At 43.0% G+C, this 14,985-nt stretch carries 12 protein-coding genes; 2 read left to right on the top strand and 10 right to left on the bottom strand.

The window, feature by feature from the left end; translation table 11 throughout:
- The 3 genes from GY065_RS11380 to GY065_RS11375 form a co-directional block, all read right to left on the bottom strand.
- The coding region (locus GY065_RS11380) for an ESPR-type extended signal peptide-containing protein (RefSeq protein WP_202984097.1) at positions 1–2,149 on the bottom strand (2,149 nt) is incomplete at its 3' end.
- Between the two features lie 766 nt (positions 2,150–2,915).
- Positions 2,916–3,179 (bottom strand): GNAT family N-acetyltransferase, encoded by a 264-nt coding sequence (locus GY065_RS13655; RefSeq protein ID WP_371731965.1) that lies wholly within the window; start codon positions 3,177–3,179, stop codon positions 2,916–2,918.
- A 491-nt stretch (positions 3,180–3,670) separates the two neighbouring features.
- A complete protein-coding gene (locus GY065_RS11375; RefSeq protein ID WP_174834205.1) occupies positions 3,671–4,588 on the bottom strand; it encodes a DMT family transporter in 918 nt (305 codons plus the stop codon).
- A gap of 603 nt (positions 4,589–5,191) precedes the next feature.
- On the opposite strand from GY065_RS11375, the gene GY065_RS11370 reads away from it, so the two are divergent.
- Entirely contained in the window at positions 5,192–5,785 is a 594-nt protein-coding gene (locus GY065_RS11370; RefSeq protein ID WP_174834204.1) for a DUF2975 domain-containing protein, read from the top strand.
- Between the two features lie 39 nt (positions 5,786–5,824).
- Positions 5,825–6,025: a helix-turn-helix transcriptional regulator gene (locus GY065_RS11365; RefSeq protein WP_180214759.1), complete on the top strand. Its 201-nt coding sequence runs from the start codon at positions 5,825–5,827 to the stop codon at positions 6,023–6,025.
- A 95-nt stretch (positions 6,026–6,120) separates the two neighbouring features.
- Here GY065_RS11365 and GY065_RS11360 read toward each other — a convergent pair whose 3' ends face one another.
- From GY065_RS11360 to GY065_RS11330, 7 genes are all read right to left on the bottom strand, one after another.
- Complete coding sequence (locus tag GY065_RS11360) at positions 6,121–6,888, bottom strand: SDR family oxidoreductase (protein WP_084548229.1); 768 nt, start codon at positions 6,886–6,888, stop codon at positions 6,121–6,123.
- A gap of 20 nt (positions 6,889–6,908) precedes the next feature.
- Positions 6,909–8,072 (bottom strand): isochorismate synthase MenF, encoded by a 1,164-nt coding sequence (locus GY065_RS11355; RefSeq protein WP_174834203.1) that lies wholly within the window; start codon positions 8,070–8,072, stop codon positions 6,909–6,911.
- Between the two features lie 163 nt (positions 8,073–8,235).
- The gene (locus GY065_RS11350; protein WP_174834202.1) at positions 8,236–9,024 is read right to left on the bottom strand and encodes a 4'-phosphopantetheinyl transferase; all 789 of its coding nucleotides are present in this window, start codon (positions 9,022–9,024) and stop codon (positions 8,236–8,238) included.
- Positions 9,025–9,088: 64 nt separating this feature from the next.
- Positions 9,089–10,681 carry an ABC transporter ATP-binding protein gene (locus GY065_RS11345; RefSeq protein ID WP_084548232.1) on the bottom strand — a complete coding sequence of 531 codons (1,593 nt, stop codon included), beginning with the start codon at positions 10,679–10,681 and terminating at the stop codon, positions 9,089–9,091.
- Positions 10,678–12,279: an ABC transporter ATP-binding protein gene (locus GY065_RS11340; RefSeq protein ID WP_174834201.1), complete on the bottom strand. Its 1,602-nt coding sequence runs from the start codon at positions 12,277–12,279 to the stop codon at positions 10,678–10,680. Before GY065_RS11340 ends, GY065_RS11345 begins: the two co-directional genes overlap by 4 nt.
- 54 nt (positions 12,280–12,333) lie before the next feature.
- Positions 12,334–13,209, bottom strand: coding sequence for an isochorismatase family protein (locus GY065_RS11335; RefSeq protein ID WP_174834200.1), 876 nt, complete (start codon positions 13,207–13,209; stop codon positions 12,334–12,336).
- Between the two features lie 32 nt (positions 13,210–13,241).
- A complete protein-coding gene (locus GY065_RS11330) occupies positions 13,242–14,855 on the bottom strand; it encodes a (2,3-dihydroxybenzoyl)adenylate synthase (protein WP_174834199.1) in 1,614 nt (537 codons plus the stop codon).
- Positions 14,856–14,985: the final 130 nt, after the last annotated feature.

Genomic DNA, 14,985 nt, shown 5'->3' with positions numbered 1-14,985 from the left:
AAGAGGTGGATACCTGATAAAGCTGGCTGGCATTAACTGCATCAGTAGAACCGTCTGCCAGCTGACCGGCAGCCACATTAGTAATTTTCTGCGCCTGATTAGTACCATGGCTGGCATCATAGGCACCAGAGCCATCGGCATTGTTTTTCCATTGCAGTGCATCAGACTGTAAAGCAGAAACATTACTGCTTACCGTATTCAGTTTGCCGGTGGTGTTTAGAGCAGCTGTAGATAAAGAAGTGATACCGGAAGCAGAAGAGGTGGATACCTGATAAAGCTGGCTGGCATTAACTGCATCTGTAGAACCGTCTTCCACCAGACCGGCAGCCACATTAGTAATCTTCTGCGCCTGAGTTGTACCATGGCTGGCATCATAGGCACCGGAACCATCGGCATTATTTTTCCATTGCAGTGCATCAGACTGCAAAGCAGAAACATTGCTGTTCAGTGTGCTGATATTACTATTAACATTGCTCATATCACCGACTTTGCTTACAGCAGTAGACAACGAGCTTAAACCAGTGGTTGTAACACTGGCCAGATTTTTCATCTGTGCCACATTCACCGCATCGGTATCGTTTGTACCTGCTGCCAGACCGGTTAACTGACGGGTTATTCCGTTGTCTGCACTACCAATAGCAACAGCACCTGCGGTGCTGGTCCAGGTCGGATTATTCGCAGCAGAATTTGTACCAGTAGGGTCAAAGCCGGTTTTTCCTTTCTCAATATTGGCAACTGATCCGCTGCCCAGAGCGACACCTGTGTCTACAATAGTCGTAGCATTGGTACCTATTGCAATACCACTGGCATTGCTAACGCTGACAGAATTACCAATAGCAATTGCATCAGTAGCATTGGCACCTGTACTTGTGTTATTACCAATAATTAAGCCACGATCGGCATTAACCGTGTTATCATTGCCCAGAATCAGGCCACGAGTGGCTGTGACGGTATTATCATTACCAAAAACCAAATCTTTGGCTGAACTAACAGTATTGTTATTACCAACAATACGAATATTATTTATGCCTTCAGTTGTACCGCTAATGGTATTTTTATTACCGAAAACACCAGAATCATCAACAGCAATTGTGCCGTTTTCGTTACCAAGAGAATAAGTGTTGTTACCGGTAATAATGGTTGGGTTGCCCGGGGCTGCACTTATTCCACCATCCTGGAAAGTGGGATTGTTTTGTGCGCCGCCGATTGCCCCGGATTTACGCCCTCTGACCTGATTACCCGTGCCAATACTGATACTCTGATCGCCAGCTGCCTGTGTTGAATTACCGACTGCCACACTGCTGTTACCGGATGCAGTTGCACCGGCACCCAAAGCAACCGCTCCATCTTTATTTGCAGCACTGCTTAAACCAACTGCTACGCTGCCGGTACCATTTGAAGAAGCCATAGAGCCCAGAGCCACACTGGAAACACCTGTCGCCTGAGAGCTCATACCAAAGGCAATTGATGCAGTGCCGGAAGCCAGAGATGCTACGCCGAAAGCCATTGCTCCGCCCGCAGTTGCAGTTGCGTTAGCTCCGAATGCAGTGGAGTAATTCCCGGTAGCGTAAGAACCGCAGCCATAGGCAAAAGAATAAATACCATAAGCTACAGGCATTGCATTGTTATCACCGCCGGTCGGGGCGGCCTGATAACCGGTTCCGCCATCGGTCAAACCTTCATCACTCCATGCTTCTGCTCTGTTAGAAGTTACGCTTCCGTATGGATGACTGGTCCCAAACGCAGTATTTCTAATGAAACGTAAGTATTCATCTTTTGCTGTAATGCCGTCTGAAACGGTTCTGCGACCATTAACTCTGTCTGCACCACAATGGTCGTCATCCCCCGAGAGTACCGTGCTACCATGGCCGCCATATTGATAGCCACCACCCGGCCAAACTGTACCGCTGTTATTGCCGCCGACAATTGCCGCATTAGCTGCATATACTGGAGCAATTGCCTGCCATTCTAAAATCAGCGCTGTTATTGTTACGCTAACAATTTTTTTCAGCCCTAGCTTATTAATAATTTTTTTAACTATTGATTGTTCACAAACAGTATTTGATTTGGTTTTACTATTCGCCAGCTCTGATGCGGCTACCCATGTTTGGGTATTTTCATTCCAGACATTCCGATAAACCTTGTTCATAGGTTTTCTCCTGATTGATTAAAGTTACAAAACCAACAATCCAACCCCCTGTACTACAATTTGAATCTGCTTACTCGGCTGTAAAATATCTGCTTATCTTGACGGCTGTATCAGCAAATAACCGACTCAGGAAATAATCTTCCGGAATAAACAATGACAAAGGTTTACCCAGCGTTAAATCCAATTAATGAAAAAGATTACGCTTGAAAAATAAAAGCTTATAAATTCTTAATTATTAATTATTAATATTTTCAGAATAGATAAATGATTAACTTAATCTTGTAACTTTTTAATACAAAGGTATGAGCAAACTGAATAATTAATATTAAATATATAGAATTAACATAAAAAAATATAAATGTACTTATTTATAATTAACTTTAAATGTAAGAATTTAATGTAAAAAATAAAATAAATAATAAAAATGAGAGAGAAACAGTAAACAATGTCATTTTATGGCCGTGAATGATAGAAAAAGAAATATTTGATATTTGCAAATTATTTAAAACGGATATTAAAGATAAAAAATAATTTGGATTTAAGAAAACATAAATCCAAATCAGCAGAGATAAGAAAGTAAGACGAACAAATTAGCCGGCTAAATCATAAATTTTCATATCTCATTTCTTATTTGGCTTTAAAAGATAGTAAACAAATTGATCATCAATTTTATAACCTGACTTTTCATACAGAGCTCTGGCTTTGAGGTTATTGATTGATGTGCATAATGGAATGCCGTTATATACAGAATTATTAGCGAAGTTTCTTAGTTTTCCATTAATTGCGTGTCAACACCGCATCTTTTGTGGCTTTTTATAATATATAAATCATTCAAAATGATAGTGGGTGATATAGCTAAAGAAGAATATGAAAAATATAACTGTATGAAACCACATGCTGTTTTATTATCGTAGACTAGAAAAATGATTGAATCATTGTTTATCAATCTTTCTTTAATGAGTTCTTTTGATTCAGATTGACAATCCTTAATACTATAAAATTCTCGATATTCAGAGAAAAGTAATGATATATCTTCAAGTTCGTTTAATGTTCCTTATACTATATTAAATGAGGTATCCATACGTTTATCAATAACATAATGCTATTTAGATAATCAGCATTATGATATTAAACCGCTCCGTTTGGTTCAATATCTTATTTGTAATAGCATATTAATATCATAAAAGTGTAACTTTTCAGATTTCTTCAGAACGAAGTTTAATTCTGGCGTAAGAAATCTATTAAATCTGTACACTGCAAACCAAAATTAATATATATATTAGAATGAATCAACGGGTTTAGTTTTTTGGCTGAATTAATTCTATTATAGATTGCTTTTTTATCTTTAAAGAAAATTAGTTTGCAGGGTGATAAATAAAAGTGAATGGTATAAAACATCAATAAAAAATATATTAAAGGTGAAATTATGAATAGTGTATTTCCTGCCAGGGTATCAGCATTGCAGATTTTTTGATTAAAGATATGATAACTAACAAAAGAGTGATTACCTTTTGCTGATCTTTATTCTTTTAAAAAATAAGTTTTTAATAAACCCAATACATTATTAATCAGCATAATACCGGTAATAATTAACAGAGCACCGAGGAAAAAAGCATAGTCAGGTAATTCAGACAGAATCAGCCAGCCCATCAGCATGGCAAATATTGGCTCAGCTAATTCAGTTACCTGAACCTGAGCTGCGGATAAATAACCAAGTGCTTTGGTAGTACAGTAAAATCCCAGAATAGTAGGTAAAATGGCCAAAGCTATCAGCCCTGTGACGGTTTGCCAGTGAAAATCAAAAGGATTTTGCCGGAAGGTTGCTAAATAGGGTATAGCCAGATAGATCAGACCAAACAATAATAAAAATCTGGTCAGATAAATACCACCATGTAAACCGAATTTCTTAACCAATACACTAAACAGCCCGTAACCGGCTCCTGCGGCACTAGCAAATATCAATAACAATAATGAGGCCTGTCCAGACCATGAAATAACGCTAATGCCGGCGATTGCAACAGCAACACCGGAAACGGCTGATATTTTAATTTTTTCATTTAATAATAAGCAGCCGAAAACTAGTGCCGCTATCGTAGCTGAAGCCATGAGTATTACGACTACATTCGCTGCATTGCCATGCCCGTAAGCGATTGTTTCAAAGAAAAACAAAGTAAATATTCCAAACAGAGCACACAGGCCAATATGCATCCAGATTTTTATATTATTATCTGATACAGGGGCAACTATCTGAATTTGCCGGGCAAATGGAGTACGTATCAAGAGTAGTGAAACAAAAACCAAAGCCAGAAACGTTTTATAAAACGCTATTTCATAAGGATTCAATCCACTGGCCATCAGTAATTTACTGATAATACCTATAGAACCATTTAGTGCGGCTGCTGATAGTGCAAATAAAATTCCGGCTAAAGCTTTAGGCATTATGGACTTTCTCCGATAAATCTTTCCACATGGCAGATTTCGAATATGCTGACTAAACTCAGAATCAGATTTCGATCATTCATTCAAACATGTAGCTATCTGACACGATAATTAAATAATCATATGCTAAAGCCAATATTCTATACTGTTTAACAAGTCTGTTTTTATAGTTTTAAGAATTCTTGATTGCCCGTCCCCTCTCTCGGTTTCTGAATTTGTATTTACTGAATAATAGTCAGAACAGAAATACTTTTACTGGCTTTAATCTGGTTTTTATTTCGATTATGTTAAATCAATATATTTATCATCGCCGGTGCTGATTATTTTTATAACATTTGATAATGCAACCGACCACTTAAATGATTGTTTTATTCTGTAACGGTTTAATGGTTATTTGAAGATTAATTCTGTATCAGCAGGGAACAGGCTTAGTTCACTTTAGACATAAAAGCCGGCTGTTGTCTTATCTGGTTGATGAATAATTATAATAATTAATTTTATATAATAAATTATTATTGTTTTATTTTAATTTTTTATTGTTAAATTTACATTTACATGATATTGTATGCCTGGTTTTTATATTTTTATAAAAAGGTACTAAACATGAACACTGTAATGCTTGAAACACATTCCCGATTAAACCATTATTGCAAATTAATGTCTCAGTTAACCCTAATTCCTATATTCTGTATAGGTATCGGAATGATATCTCCTTTATTATTTTATTTTTTTGATATTCATAATATCGGACTGAATTCCGGCGGATATTCATTTTTTATTACTCATAGTATGGGTGATGGTAATGCTGATATTGATATATCCAGACTTTCTCTATGGCAGGCAGTTTCTGCTACCTTAATTGATACCATAATCATTGCGATTCTGGCTTATGGTTTCGTTCAGCTCAGATTGCTGTTTTTAAGCTACAGTAAAGCAGATTATTTTTCTGTGAAATCAGCAAATTACTGTTATGCATTTGGTAAAGCTTTGGTGATTTGGGAAGTTTTACAATTGCTCTCAGAGCCTCTGCTATCGTTTATCTTAACGCTTAATAATCATTTTCCGGATCGGTATATTTCGATATCATTTGAAAGTAGTGATTTAATTCTGTTATTCCCTTCTATCAGTATTATGATTATCGGTCAGATACTAAAAAAAGCATGCCAGATTGCAGAAGAAAATAAGCAGTTTATTTAACAGGAGTTTAATGTGCCGATTAGAATAAATTTAGATGTTATGCTTGCTAAACGGAAAGTGAAATCAAAAGAGCTGGCTGCTGCTATTGGTATTACCGAGCAAAACTTATCTTTGCTTAAACAGGGAAAAGTAAAAGGTATCAGGCTGGCTACGCTGGAGGCAATCTGTCAGTATCTGGATTGCCAGCCGGCTGATATATTGGAATATATTAAAGATAATCACTCGGAAACGACATTATAACCGTTATCATGTCGTTTCATTAGCGCATTGTCATATTTTACCCATAAGAAAAACTAAAATAAAAATCGTATTTTATCTGTTTTCTTTAAAGCGAATCAGACGCCCAGTGTTGCCCCGCCATCTACAACAATTTCCTGCATAGTGATCTGTGCGGCTTCTTCAGAGAGCAGGAAAGAAACGGTATTGGCGATATCTGCCGGCTGAGCCAGTTTTCTGAGAGGAATGCCAAGACGATATTGTGTTAAGTCACCATCCAGTATTCCGGCCGGTGGTTCATTGTCGGTCCATAATTGTTGTTGCATCGCTGTGAGGGTAGAGCCCGGTGAAACGATATTAACTCGGACATACGGGGCAACTTCCAGCGCAAGATTGCGGCAGAAATGGCTGAGTGCTGCTTTGGTGGTGGCATATAAACCCATCTCAGTGCGCGCCATGCGGGCACTGTTAGAGCTGACGGTAACAATACAGCCTTGTCGCTGCTGCCGGAAATGTGCGGCTAAATGCTGGCTGATGAATATGGGCGCCAGCAGATTAACATTCAGGCTGGTTTGCCATTGTGCCTCAGTGGCACTCAGCAATGGTGTAAGGATTAATACTCCGGCCACATTAACCAGACCAGTTATATTGTATTGATTAATCAGGGTATTGAGTAATATACGGGTTTCTTCGAAAGCAGTAATATCCTGACTAATGCTTGTCCAGTAAGTCTGATACTGGGCTTCAATCATCTGTTGTACCGGCCAGCTCGGCGAATAGGGCTGTTTATCGATTCCGATAACATGATAGTGCTGTTTGAGCAGTTTAGTAACAATCGCAGCCCCTATACCCTGGGCTGCACCGGTAACGATAATGGCTTGCTGCATGGTTGTTTCTCCAGATAATGTTACTGTTGTTGAAATACATTGAGCATAGTTTGCATTTTGGCTTCGGTTTCAAACCATTCTGCTGCTGCGTCTGAGCCTTCAACGATGCCTGCTCCGGCATACAGGCGGATAATATTGTGATTCAGTAAGCCGTTGCGGATAGTAACGACCCATTCTCCGTTACCGCTGGCATCCATCCAGCCATTCAGTCCGCTGTAGTAATGACGGTTATAGCCTTCATGATTGAGAATAAAGTCTCTGGCGATATCCGTTGGTGTGCCGCAAACGGCCGGTGTGGGATGCAGATGAAGTGCCAGATTAAGTGCATCGGGCGCATCGGCTTTCAGTTGCCCCTGAAAGACTGATGACAGATGAAACATGGTTGATGTAGTTAAAATTTCGGGTATTTCTGATGCTTGATATGCTGAGCAATAGCTGCTGAGCTTATGCCGGATATTATCGATAACCAGCTGATGTTCATGCCTGTCTTTGACCGACTGATAAAGTTCTGTCTGAGTCTGGCTGTTGTGTTCCGGAATGGCCGGGCGCGGTCGGGAGCCGGCCAGCGGGTTACTGCGTACCTGTTGCTGCTGGCGCGATAACAGTAATTCCGGGCTGGCACCAAAAATATACTGATCTTCTTCCACAGGAATCATAAATTTATAGGCATCAGGATTTTGCCGGATAAGGATATTCAGTAAATCCTCCGGGCTGTACTGCCGGGCAAATTCAAATTCTGTTGCCTGCGACAGCACAATTTTTTGCATCTGATTATCCGCCATAGCGCTTAAAGCTGTTTGAACACTGTGTTCGAATGCCTGACGCTCTACCAATGATTTTTTGCGGATAAGGGAGTTTGCTGTTTTGCCTGCTGAAGCAGGATTGTGCTCAAAGTGAGCTGGTGAAGTTTGATTAAATTCACTGTAAAAGTTTAAGGTGCCGTTTTTTCTGGTATCAAATGGAATAGCAGCAATAAGAATGGGATTGGCATATCCCTGTGCTTTGATGTGATTAAAACAGTCGGCAATCTGCTGATTGCAGGATTCGGACTGATTAACCGGCATATGTATTTTGTGGATAAGATGTCTGGCACTGATGTGATGCTGTCTGGTTGCAAAACAGGCAAACTGATCCTGAGATTGAATAGGAGAGCGGGAAACAGCGCTTGATTCTGTAATCGTCATTTTATTACCTGTAGACAGATGCGGGTTGTATGTAATGAAAAGTCTATATAAATCAGGCTATGTAAGTTTGTTTATATTAATGCAAATAGTAATCATTATCAATAATTATAATAAAAATACAGAAAAATTTTCTGTTCTGGGCAAAATTCAGCCACAAACTGTTTCAGATATATGCAATGGTTATTATTTTTTCTTTTGTGCAATGGAAATAAACTTCTGCTGTTTGCGGATTTGCATGGGTAAGCGGTGAATCAATCAGGAAATTCAGGTATGAATGACGATACGACTGGAAAGCTATATCAGTAAAATTAATCAGTTTCTGATATTGATGAAACCATGCTTTGATAATGCTTTCTTTAGCTGAAAAAAGCAGCAGCGCCATCAGCGGCAGGTCAGTACTGTGTTCGGTTATATATCGTAATTCGGCCGCCCGGAGAAACAGGCTCAGCGTGGATTTATGCTCATTCATAATACTCTGATGCTGCCGGTATTCAATATCGATACCCAGATAGCGTTGTGTCGGCTGTTTTTTCTGTACGCAGGCAATAGCCAGACATTGGCGCTGATTGCTGGTGTGGCTCAGACTTCCCTGTAAGGATTCAGGAAAAAGCGGCTGTCCCTGTGAGCCTGTTTTCAGACTAAAGTTGCTGTAACCATACTGTAATAAGGCATATTTTGCCGCCAGCCGCCCGGCTATAAATTCTGTCTGGCGTTTGTGCCGGCTTTGTCTGATGTTGTCCGGAAGAAAGATGTTATGTATCTGACCAATTTTATGCAAAACCGCTGTGTCGGCTAATGGCATGCATATCTGGTGAATGGTGTTATTGCCGATGCTAATTGTGTGATGACTGAATAATGCAGGCGAATCATTCACCGGCAATAGCAATTTTCTGCTGCCGGCAGAAGTGTCTTGCCGGCAGTCTGTTTTACCCAGGTCTGATATAAATGACATGCATAGCCCGTATTTTTAAGATATGGCTCTAATCAGTAGTATTTGCCTGAATCATATCTGGTGTTTATGTAATATCCGGCGATAAATCCAGAGTCAGGGTAGGCTGCCACGGAGCCGCACTGCGATGCGACACAAAAATCAGGGTGCGGGACTGGCTGAGTATAGTATCAATCAGTTGTTGTTCCGTGCTTTCATCCAGTGCTGATGTGGCTTCATCCAGAATCAGTATCGGCGCATGCTTGATAAGAGCACGGGCAATGGCTACGCGCTGCTGTTCGCCGCCGGATAGGGCAGAGCCCTGCTGGCCGACATGTTGGTGAATGCCTTCATCCGTCCGGTCGATAACTGTTCCCAGCATACATTGTCTGGCAATAGCTTCGATTTCAGCGTCACTGGCATCAAAACGGCCGATGCGGATATTGTCTGCCAGAGTGCCGGTAAAAATAATCGGGTTCTGAGCGACATAAGCCATATTGTCTGTCAGTGTCTGATAAGACAGTTGAGGCAGAGGAATGCCGTCTAATCTGATTTCACCCATAGCCGGATCATCAAAGCGCAGGCATAGTTGCAGCAAGGTACTTTTGCCACTGCCGCTAACACCGGCAACGTGTAAGCGTGCACCTTCGGGAATCTCCTGATTAATGGTTGTCGAGCCGGTGATACAGTTCAGATTATGCAGAGATAACTGTGCATGCTTCGGGGTGCGCGTTTCTTCTGTTTCAGGCAGTACCGGAGGATGAGTAAGTTGCTGAAAGTGGCGCAATGAGCTGATTAAGTCATTGATGCTCAGACCGGCAGTAGCCAGTGCGCTTAATGGTGCGCCGGCGCGCCCCATCAGTAACAATACAGCCAGTATCAGGTATTCATCGTTCTGAGCGGATAAAATACAATAAACCGCCATACCTGCCATGGGCAGCACATTAGCTAAAGTAGCTATCAGCGTTGCACTGGCTGCACTACAGTTAATTTTGCTTAGCAGGTTTTCCTGAGTGCTCCAGCGCTGCTGGATAGTATCCAGCGCATGAGCCGATCCTGCGGCTGTACGCAGCAGAGTAAGGTGTTCAACCAGCTCAATAGTCGCTGTGGTGCTGTCCAGTTCGGTCTGATGGCGTTGTGCATCAGTTTTATTTAAAGCATATTGTGCCCATACTTGTAATAGTAAGGACAGCAATATCATCGCCAGTGCAGCTAACATGATGCCTGTGCCGGCAACAAAGGCCAGCCCGATACAGATAAACAGGGGCAGACAGGGCGCATGTAAAAAGGTCTGCAACTGATGCGCCGGAATGCTCATGAAATTCGGAATTTCCTGTCCGGCAGTTTTACTGATAACCGCACGGCGCTGGTCATTAAACCAGGACAATTTAGCGCTGGACAGAGAACGCCCCAGTGCGGCAAATAAATCTCCGGCCAGACGTACGCCGGTAAGAAAGCCGTTACGGGTAACCAGTACTGTAATCACTATGGCAATAGCAGCACTAATCACTACCCACAGTGGCGACTGCTGATTTACTATAGCCAGAGCCAGTATGGTGTAAGCACATGCTTCCAGTACGGCAACCAGTATCCAGCCGATGCTGACAGCAATCAGGCGGGGTCTGGTGGCGGCCGGTATGGTTTCAAAAAGGGAGTGTTTGTTGCCGGCTGCTGTATTCATGCCTCGCTCCTTAATGCTTCCAATACCAGTTTTGCATCGGCTTTATCGGCCAGAGCCGGCTGGTGAGTAACAATGATAATGGTTTTATGCGCCGTATGAGCCAGTTCCTGTAAAGCCTGAAATATTTTCCGGGCATTCTGATCATCCAGCGCACTGGTAGGCTCATCCATTAAGATAATTTCTGCCTGAGTGAGAAAAGCTCGTGCAATGCAGATACGCTGTTTTTCTCCGCCGGACAGGGTACGGGCAGGTGTTGATAAATCCAGATTCAGATTGGCTCTGGCCAGAGCCTGCTGCATGACTTCATCGCTGGCATCAGGAGCAGTTAAGGCCAGATTGGCACGAATCGTATTGTCTAAAACATCATATCCTTGCGGAATAAACAGAATCAGCCGGTGGCGGGTGTCGTCATGTAATGCAGACAGATCGGTCTTACCCAGTTGAACAGTTCCGGATATCAATGGTATGTATCCGGCTAATGCATTGAGTAAAGTGGTTTTACCTGCTCCGCTGGGGCCGGTAATAGCGGTAATGGCGCCGGCGGGAAATGTGAAGCTGAGTTTGCGTAAAACCGGATGTTCTTCCTGAGAAAAAACTGCATCATGCATAGATAATACTGCCGGTTCCGGCAGATGATTTATGGTTCCCGCCGGTAATAAGGGCTGATGTAAAAATTCGGTCAGACGTCCGGCAGCAGCGCGTCCGGCTCTGATGTAATCAATACCATGCCCGAGACGTAATGCGGGTGTCACAATGGCCAGACTGAATAACAGAGTGGCAGCCAGAGTAGTGGTATCCTGTGTATAACTGACCCAGTAGCCAATGGCAAATGTCGCTACTGCCTGTAACATAGCAGTGGCGATGGCTGCCGGCGTGGCCGCCTTGGCTACCCAGTGCACCATATTGTGGGTAAATTTTTCAGTTGCTTCTGTATAGGCAGTTAATGCGCTGGAATGCTGCCCGTAAATACGATAAACCGGAATCCCGCGTACATATTCATCGGCCTTATTAATGATATCCAGCATTACCTGCATACGTGCGGTACCGTCACGCCGGGTCATGCGCGGTATGATGATGAGATAATAAACCGAAGCAATCAGTCCGGGTAATAATACCCATATTGCCGATATGCCGATAAAATAAATAAGGATACCGATGGATAAAAGCGGAATAACCGTGAATACGGCAATCTCACCGGGTAAATGAGCCAGCATATGATGCAAACTGGCAACATCATCGGTTAGCAGCCGTTTAAGTGTCTGCTCATTCTGTTTAGCCAGTATATTGGACGGCAGACGGATTAAATGCTGTGCCACTGTCCGGCGTAAAGCCGCCGCAAAGCGGCTTTCTGCCTGATGTGCCAGCCATGAGGACAAGGCTGTAAACAAAGCGGCCAGCAGCCAGCTGACCAGTGCATAATTCAGCCAGCACCAGCTCATGTTATCGATAAATTTAATGATAAACCATAGCCCTGCCAGCATGGCGATACCGGCAATTACAGCGGCAAGTGTACCGCTTATCAGCCCGGGCAGGGCTACCCGCCACTGATGAGCCAGACCGGGCGGTATGCTCTTGCCGGATAGATTTAAGTCAGTCATGTTTTATGTTCCTAAAGCTGTATGCAGCGTCCGGCTAATTATTTGCAGCCAATGCTAGGCGGAAACAGTTTTATTTTGTTTTTCAATGAGCTGCCACCAGTTGTTTAGTGAAGGCTGCTGACCCAGTACATCATAGCCAATATTGATGTCATACTGTTTCAGTTCTGCGGCAAATTGCATAATGCGTAAAGAATCCAGACCGTAGAGAATCAGGTTCTCTTCGGGGTTAATGGTTTCTTCCGGTATTTCCAGTAATGTCTGAACTTTTTGTGTCAGCCATGCACGGGTAAGACTATTTGTTGCCGGTAACAATGCCTCTGTAGTAGTGACCTGCCCGCAACAGCCGGCAACATAATTTAACGCTTGCTGGTGTTGCTCCGCTGAGAAGTCAGCCAGTGCATCAGCTACAAAAAATACCTGAATATCCTGCATAAATGCTTCGGCAGCGGTAAGCATACAGCCGATATGCGCATAAACACCACCGATAATCAGCTGATCACGCTGCCAGTTATGCATGTGTGTCAGTAAATCTGAACGTTGAAAAGCGCTATAACGCCATTTGGTCAGTACGGTATCTTCCGGACGTGGTGTCAGGGCGTCAACTATTTTCTGCTCTTCAACAGGTGCGGTAGTAATACCCGCACCCCACATATCATTCAGCAGCGCCCGTTGCTGAGGATGCTGCTGATGCGGCTGGGCGGTATACACCACGGGAATCTGTTGCTGAGCCGCCCAGCTGCGCAAACTTTGCAGATTCTTTATCATTGTCCTGATGAGTGTGCTGTCCTGCTGATAAAAATTCAGAAAATAATTCTGCATGTCATGAATTAATAATACAGAGCGCGCAGTATCAGCTTCCCAGTTGGTTTTGTTTTGCGGGATTTGTGCCAGAGCAGGCATCGGATAATCATCGATTTGTTTGATAGTCATGCTGTTTCTCGTTTCTCATTCTGATAATTATTTCAGGCAGGATTTTGCTGAAAGGTTTCACGTAAGCGTTTTTTATCGGTTTTGCCGACGGCAGTAAGCGGCAGGCTATCAACAATGCATACCTGATCAGGCAGTTTGTAATGAGCAATACCCAGATTGAGCAGATGGCGTTTCAGGCTCAGAGCAGTTAAGTGCTGATTCTGTGACACAATAAATGCACAGCTTTTTTCACCAAAACGTTCATCCGTAATAGCCACCAGTGCAGCTTCGGTAACATCAGGATGGGTAATCATCAGTTTTTCAATTTCTTCAGCAGCAATTTTTTCGCCACCGCGGTTAATCTGATCTTTAACCCGTCCCACCACTTTCAAATATCCGTTGCTGTTACGCTGTACCAAATCACCTGAATAATAAAAACCTTCTGTATCGAAAGCCTGTGCATTGTGCTCAGGGCTCTGGTAGTAACCGCGAAAGGTATAGGGACCGCGTGTTTTCAGCATACCTGTTTCTCCGGCAGGCACTTCGTCACCGTTTTCATCCACCACTTTTACTTCATCATCCGGGCTGATAGGACGCCCCTGAGTGGTGACAATAAGCTCTTCGCTGTCATCCAGCCGCGTATAGTTCACCAGTCCTTCCGCCATCCCGAATACTTGCTGCAACTGACAGCCGAAAACATTTAATACCTGTCGTGCCACTGATTCCGGAAAACTGGCACCGCCTACCTGAATTAATTGTAGTGAGTGCAGCTTTTCCAGTTGCTCAGGTGCCTGCTGTAACCACATAGATACGGCACTGGGTACAAGCGAAGCCATGGTTATCTGATGCTGTTCAATCAGGCTGAAACAGCTCAGAGGTTCAGGGCTTGCCGCCATTACCACACATCCGCCGGCATGAAATACACCCAGAGCGCCGGGTGAGCTCAGCATATAATTATGTGCTGCCGGCATGGCACAGAGTAATCGGGTATGCTGATTCAGAGCGCAGATTTCGGCACTGGCACGCACGCTGTAATCATAATCATTGTGCGTACGCGGAATGAGTTTCGGTGTACCGGTACTGCCGCCGGAAAGCTGGAAAAAAGCCACTTCATCAGCCGGCGTAGCAGCATAATGGCAGATATCAGATTGCGCAGTGGTATACCAGTCCGGCAGGCTTTCATCATCAGCAAAGGCATTGAGCATTAGAGTTAAAGCCGGCGCCAGCTGTAAAGCAGTCAGTTCATTCAGAAAATCATTTCCGCTGAATACTTCATGATGGCGTGAGGCCACCAGCAGCCGGGGTTTAATCTGGCTGAAAAAACTCTTTAATTCATGCTGACGATGATTAAACAGTGCATTCAAAGGCACAATACCGGCTTTCAGCAGAGCAAAAAAGACAATATAAAATTCGGCAATATTAGGTAGCTGCACTAGTGCAGTATCACCTATGCCAAAGCCCTGTGCGCTCAGTCGGGCTGCCAGATTATCAGAAAGCTGATTTAACTGCGCATAACTGAAATGCCGTTCACCACAGATAATCGCAGTTGACTGCGGAAACTGTCTGGCTGTTTGTGTCAGAACGCGGGTTAACGGCTGATCCAGCCAGTAACCTTTCTGGCGGTATTTCCGGGCTAAATCTTCAGGCCAGTGTGTATAGCTAATCATCTTATCAGCCTTTTTTCTATCTGTTAAACCAGCTGAATCAGACAAAAATGTTGATTAATCAAAATAAATTGAATCATCCAACATTTTTCTGATGGTCTGTTCAGGGTTGCTAATTACGGTTTGCTGTAGT

The sequence above is a fragment of the Snodgrassella sp. ESL0323 genome, assembly GCF_013346865.1.
In the GTDB taxonomy this organism is placed as follows: Bacteria; Pseudomonadota; Gammaproteobacteria; order Burkholderiales; family Neisseriaceae; genus Snodgrassella; species Snodgrassella alvi.
Note: the sequence above shows the minus strand (reverse complement) of the source record. Positions and strands in the feature narration are given on the sequence as shown.

Bases quoted from the DNA above. Each gene is read 5' to 3' on its own strand.
- GY065_RS11345 (WP_084548232.1), bottom strand. From the start codon at position 10,681: ATGAATACAGCAGCCGGCAACAAACACTCCCTTTTTGAAACCATACCG.
- GY065_RS11360 (WP_084548229.1), bottom strand. From the start codon at position 6,888: ATGCAGCAAGCCATTATCGTTACCGGTGCAGCCCAGGGTATAGGGGCT.
- GY065_RS11350 (WP_174834202.1), bottom strand. From the start codon at position 9,024: ATGTCATTTATATCAGACCTGGGTAAAACAGACTGCCGGCAAGACACT.
- GY065_RS11335 (WP_174834200.1), bottom strand. From the start codon at position 13,209: ATGACTATCAAACAAATCGATGATTATCCGATGCCTGCTCTGGCACAA.
- GY065_RS11365 (WP_180214759.1), top strand. From the start codon at position 5,825: ATGCTTGCTAAACGGAAAGTGAAATCAAAAGAGCTGGCTGCTGCTATT.
- GY065_RS11375 (WP_174834205.1), bottom strand. From the start codon at position 4,588: ATGCCTAAAGCTTTAGCCGGAATTTTATTTGCACTATCAGCAGCCGCA.
- GY065_RS11330 (WP_174834199.1), bottom strand. From the start codon at position 14,855: ATGATTAGCTATACACACTGGCCTGAAGATTTAGCCCGGAAATACCGC.
- GY065_RS11370 (WP_174834204.1), top strand. From the start codon at position 5,192: ATGAACACTGTAATGCTTGAAACACATTCCCGATTAAACCATTATTGC.
- GY065_RS11340 (WP_174834201.1), bottom strand. From the start codon at position 12,279: ATGACTGACTTAAATCTATCCGGCAAGAGCATACCGCCCGGTCTGGCT.
- GY065_RS11355 (WP_174834203.1), bottom strand. From the start codon at position 8,072: ATGACGATTACAGAATCAAGCGCTGTTTCCCGCTCTCCTATTCAATCT.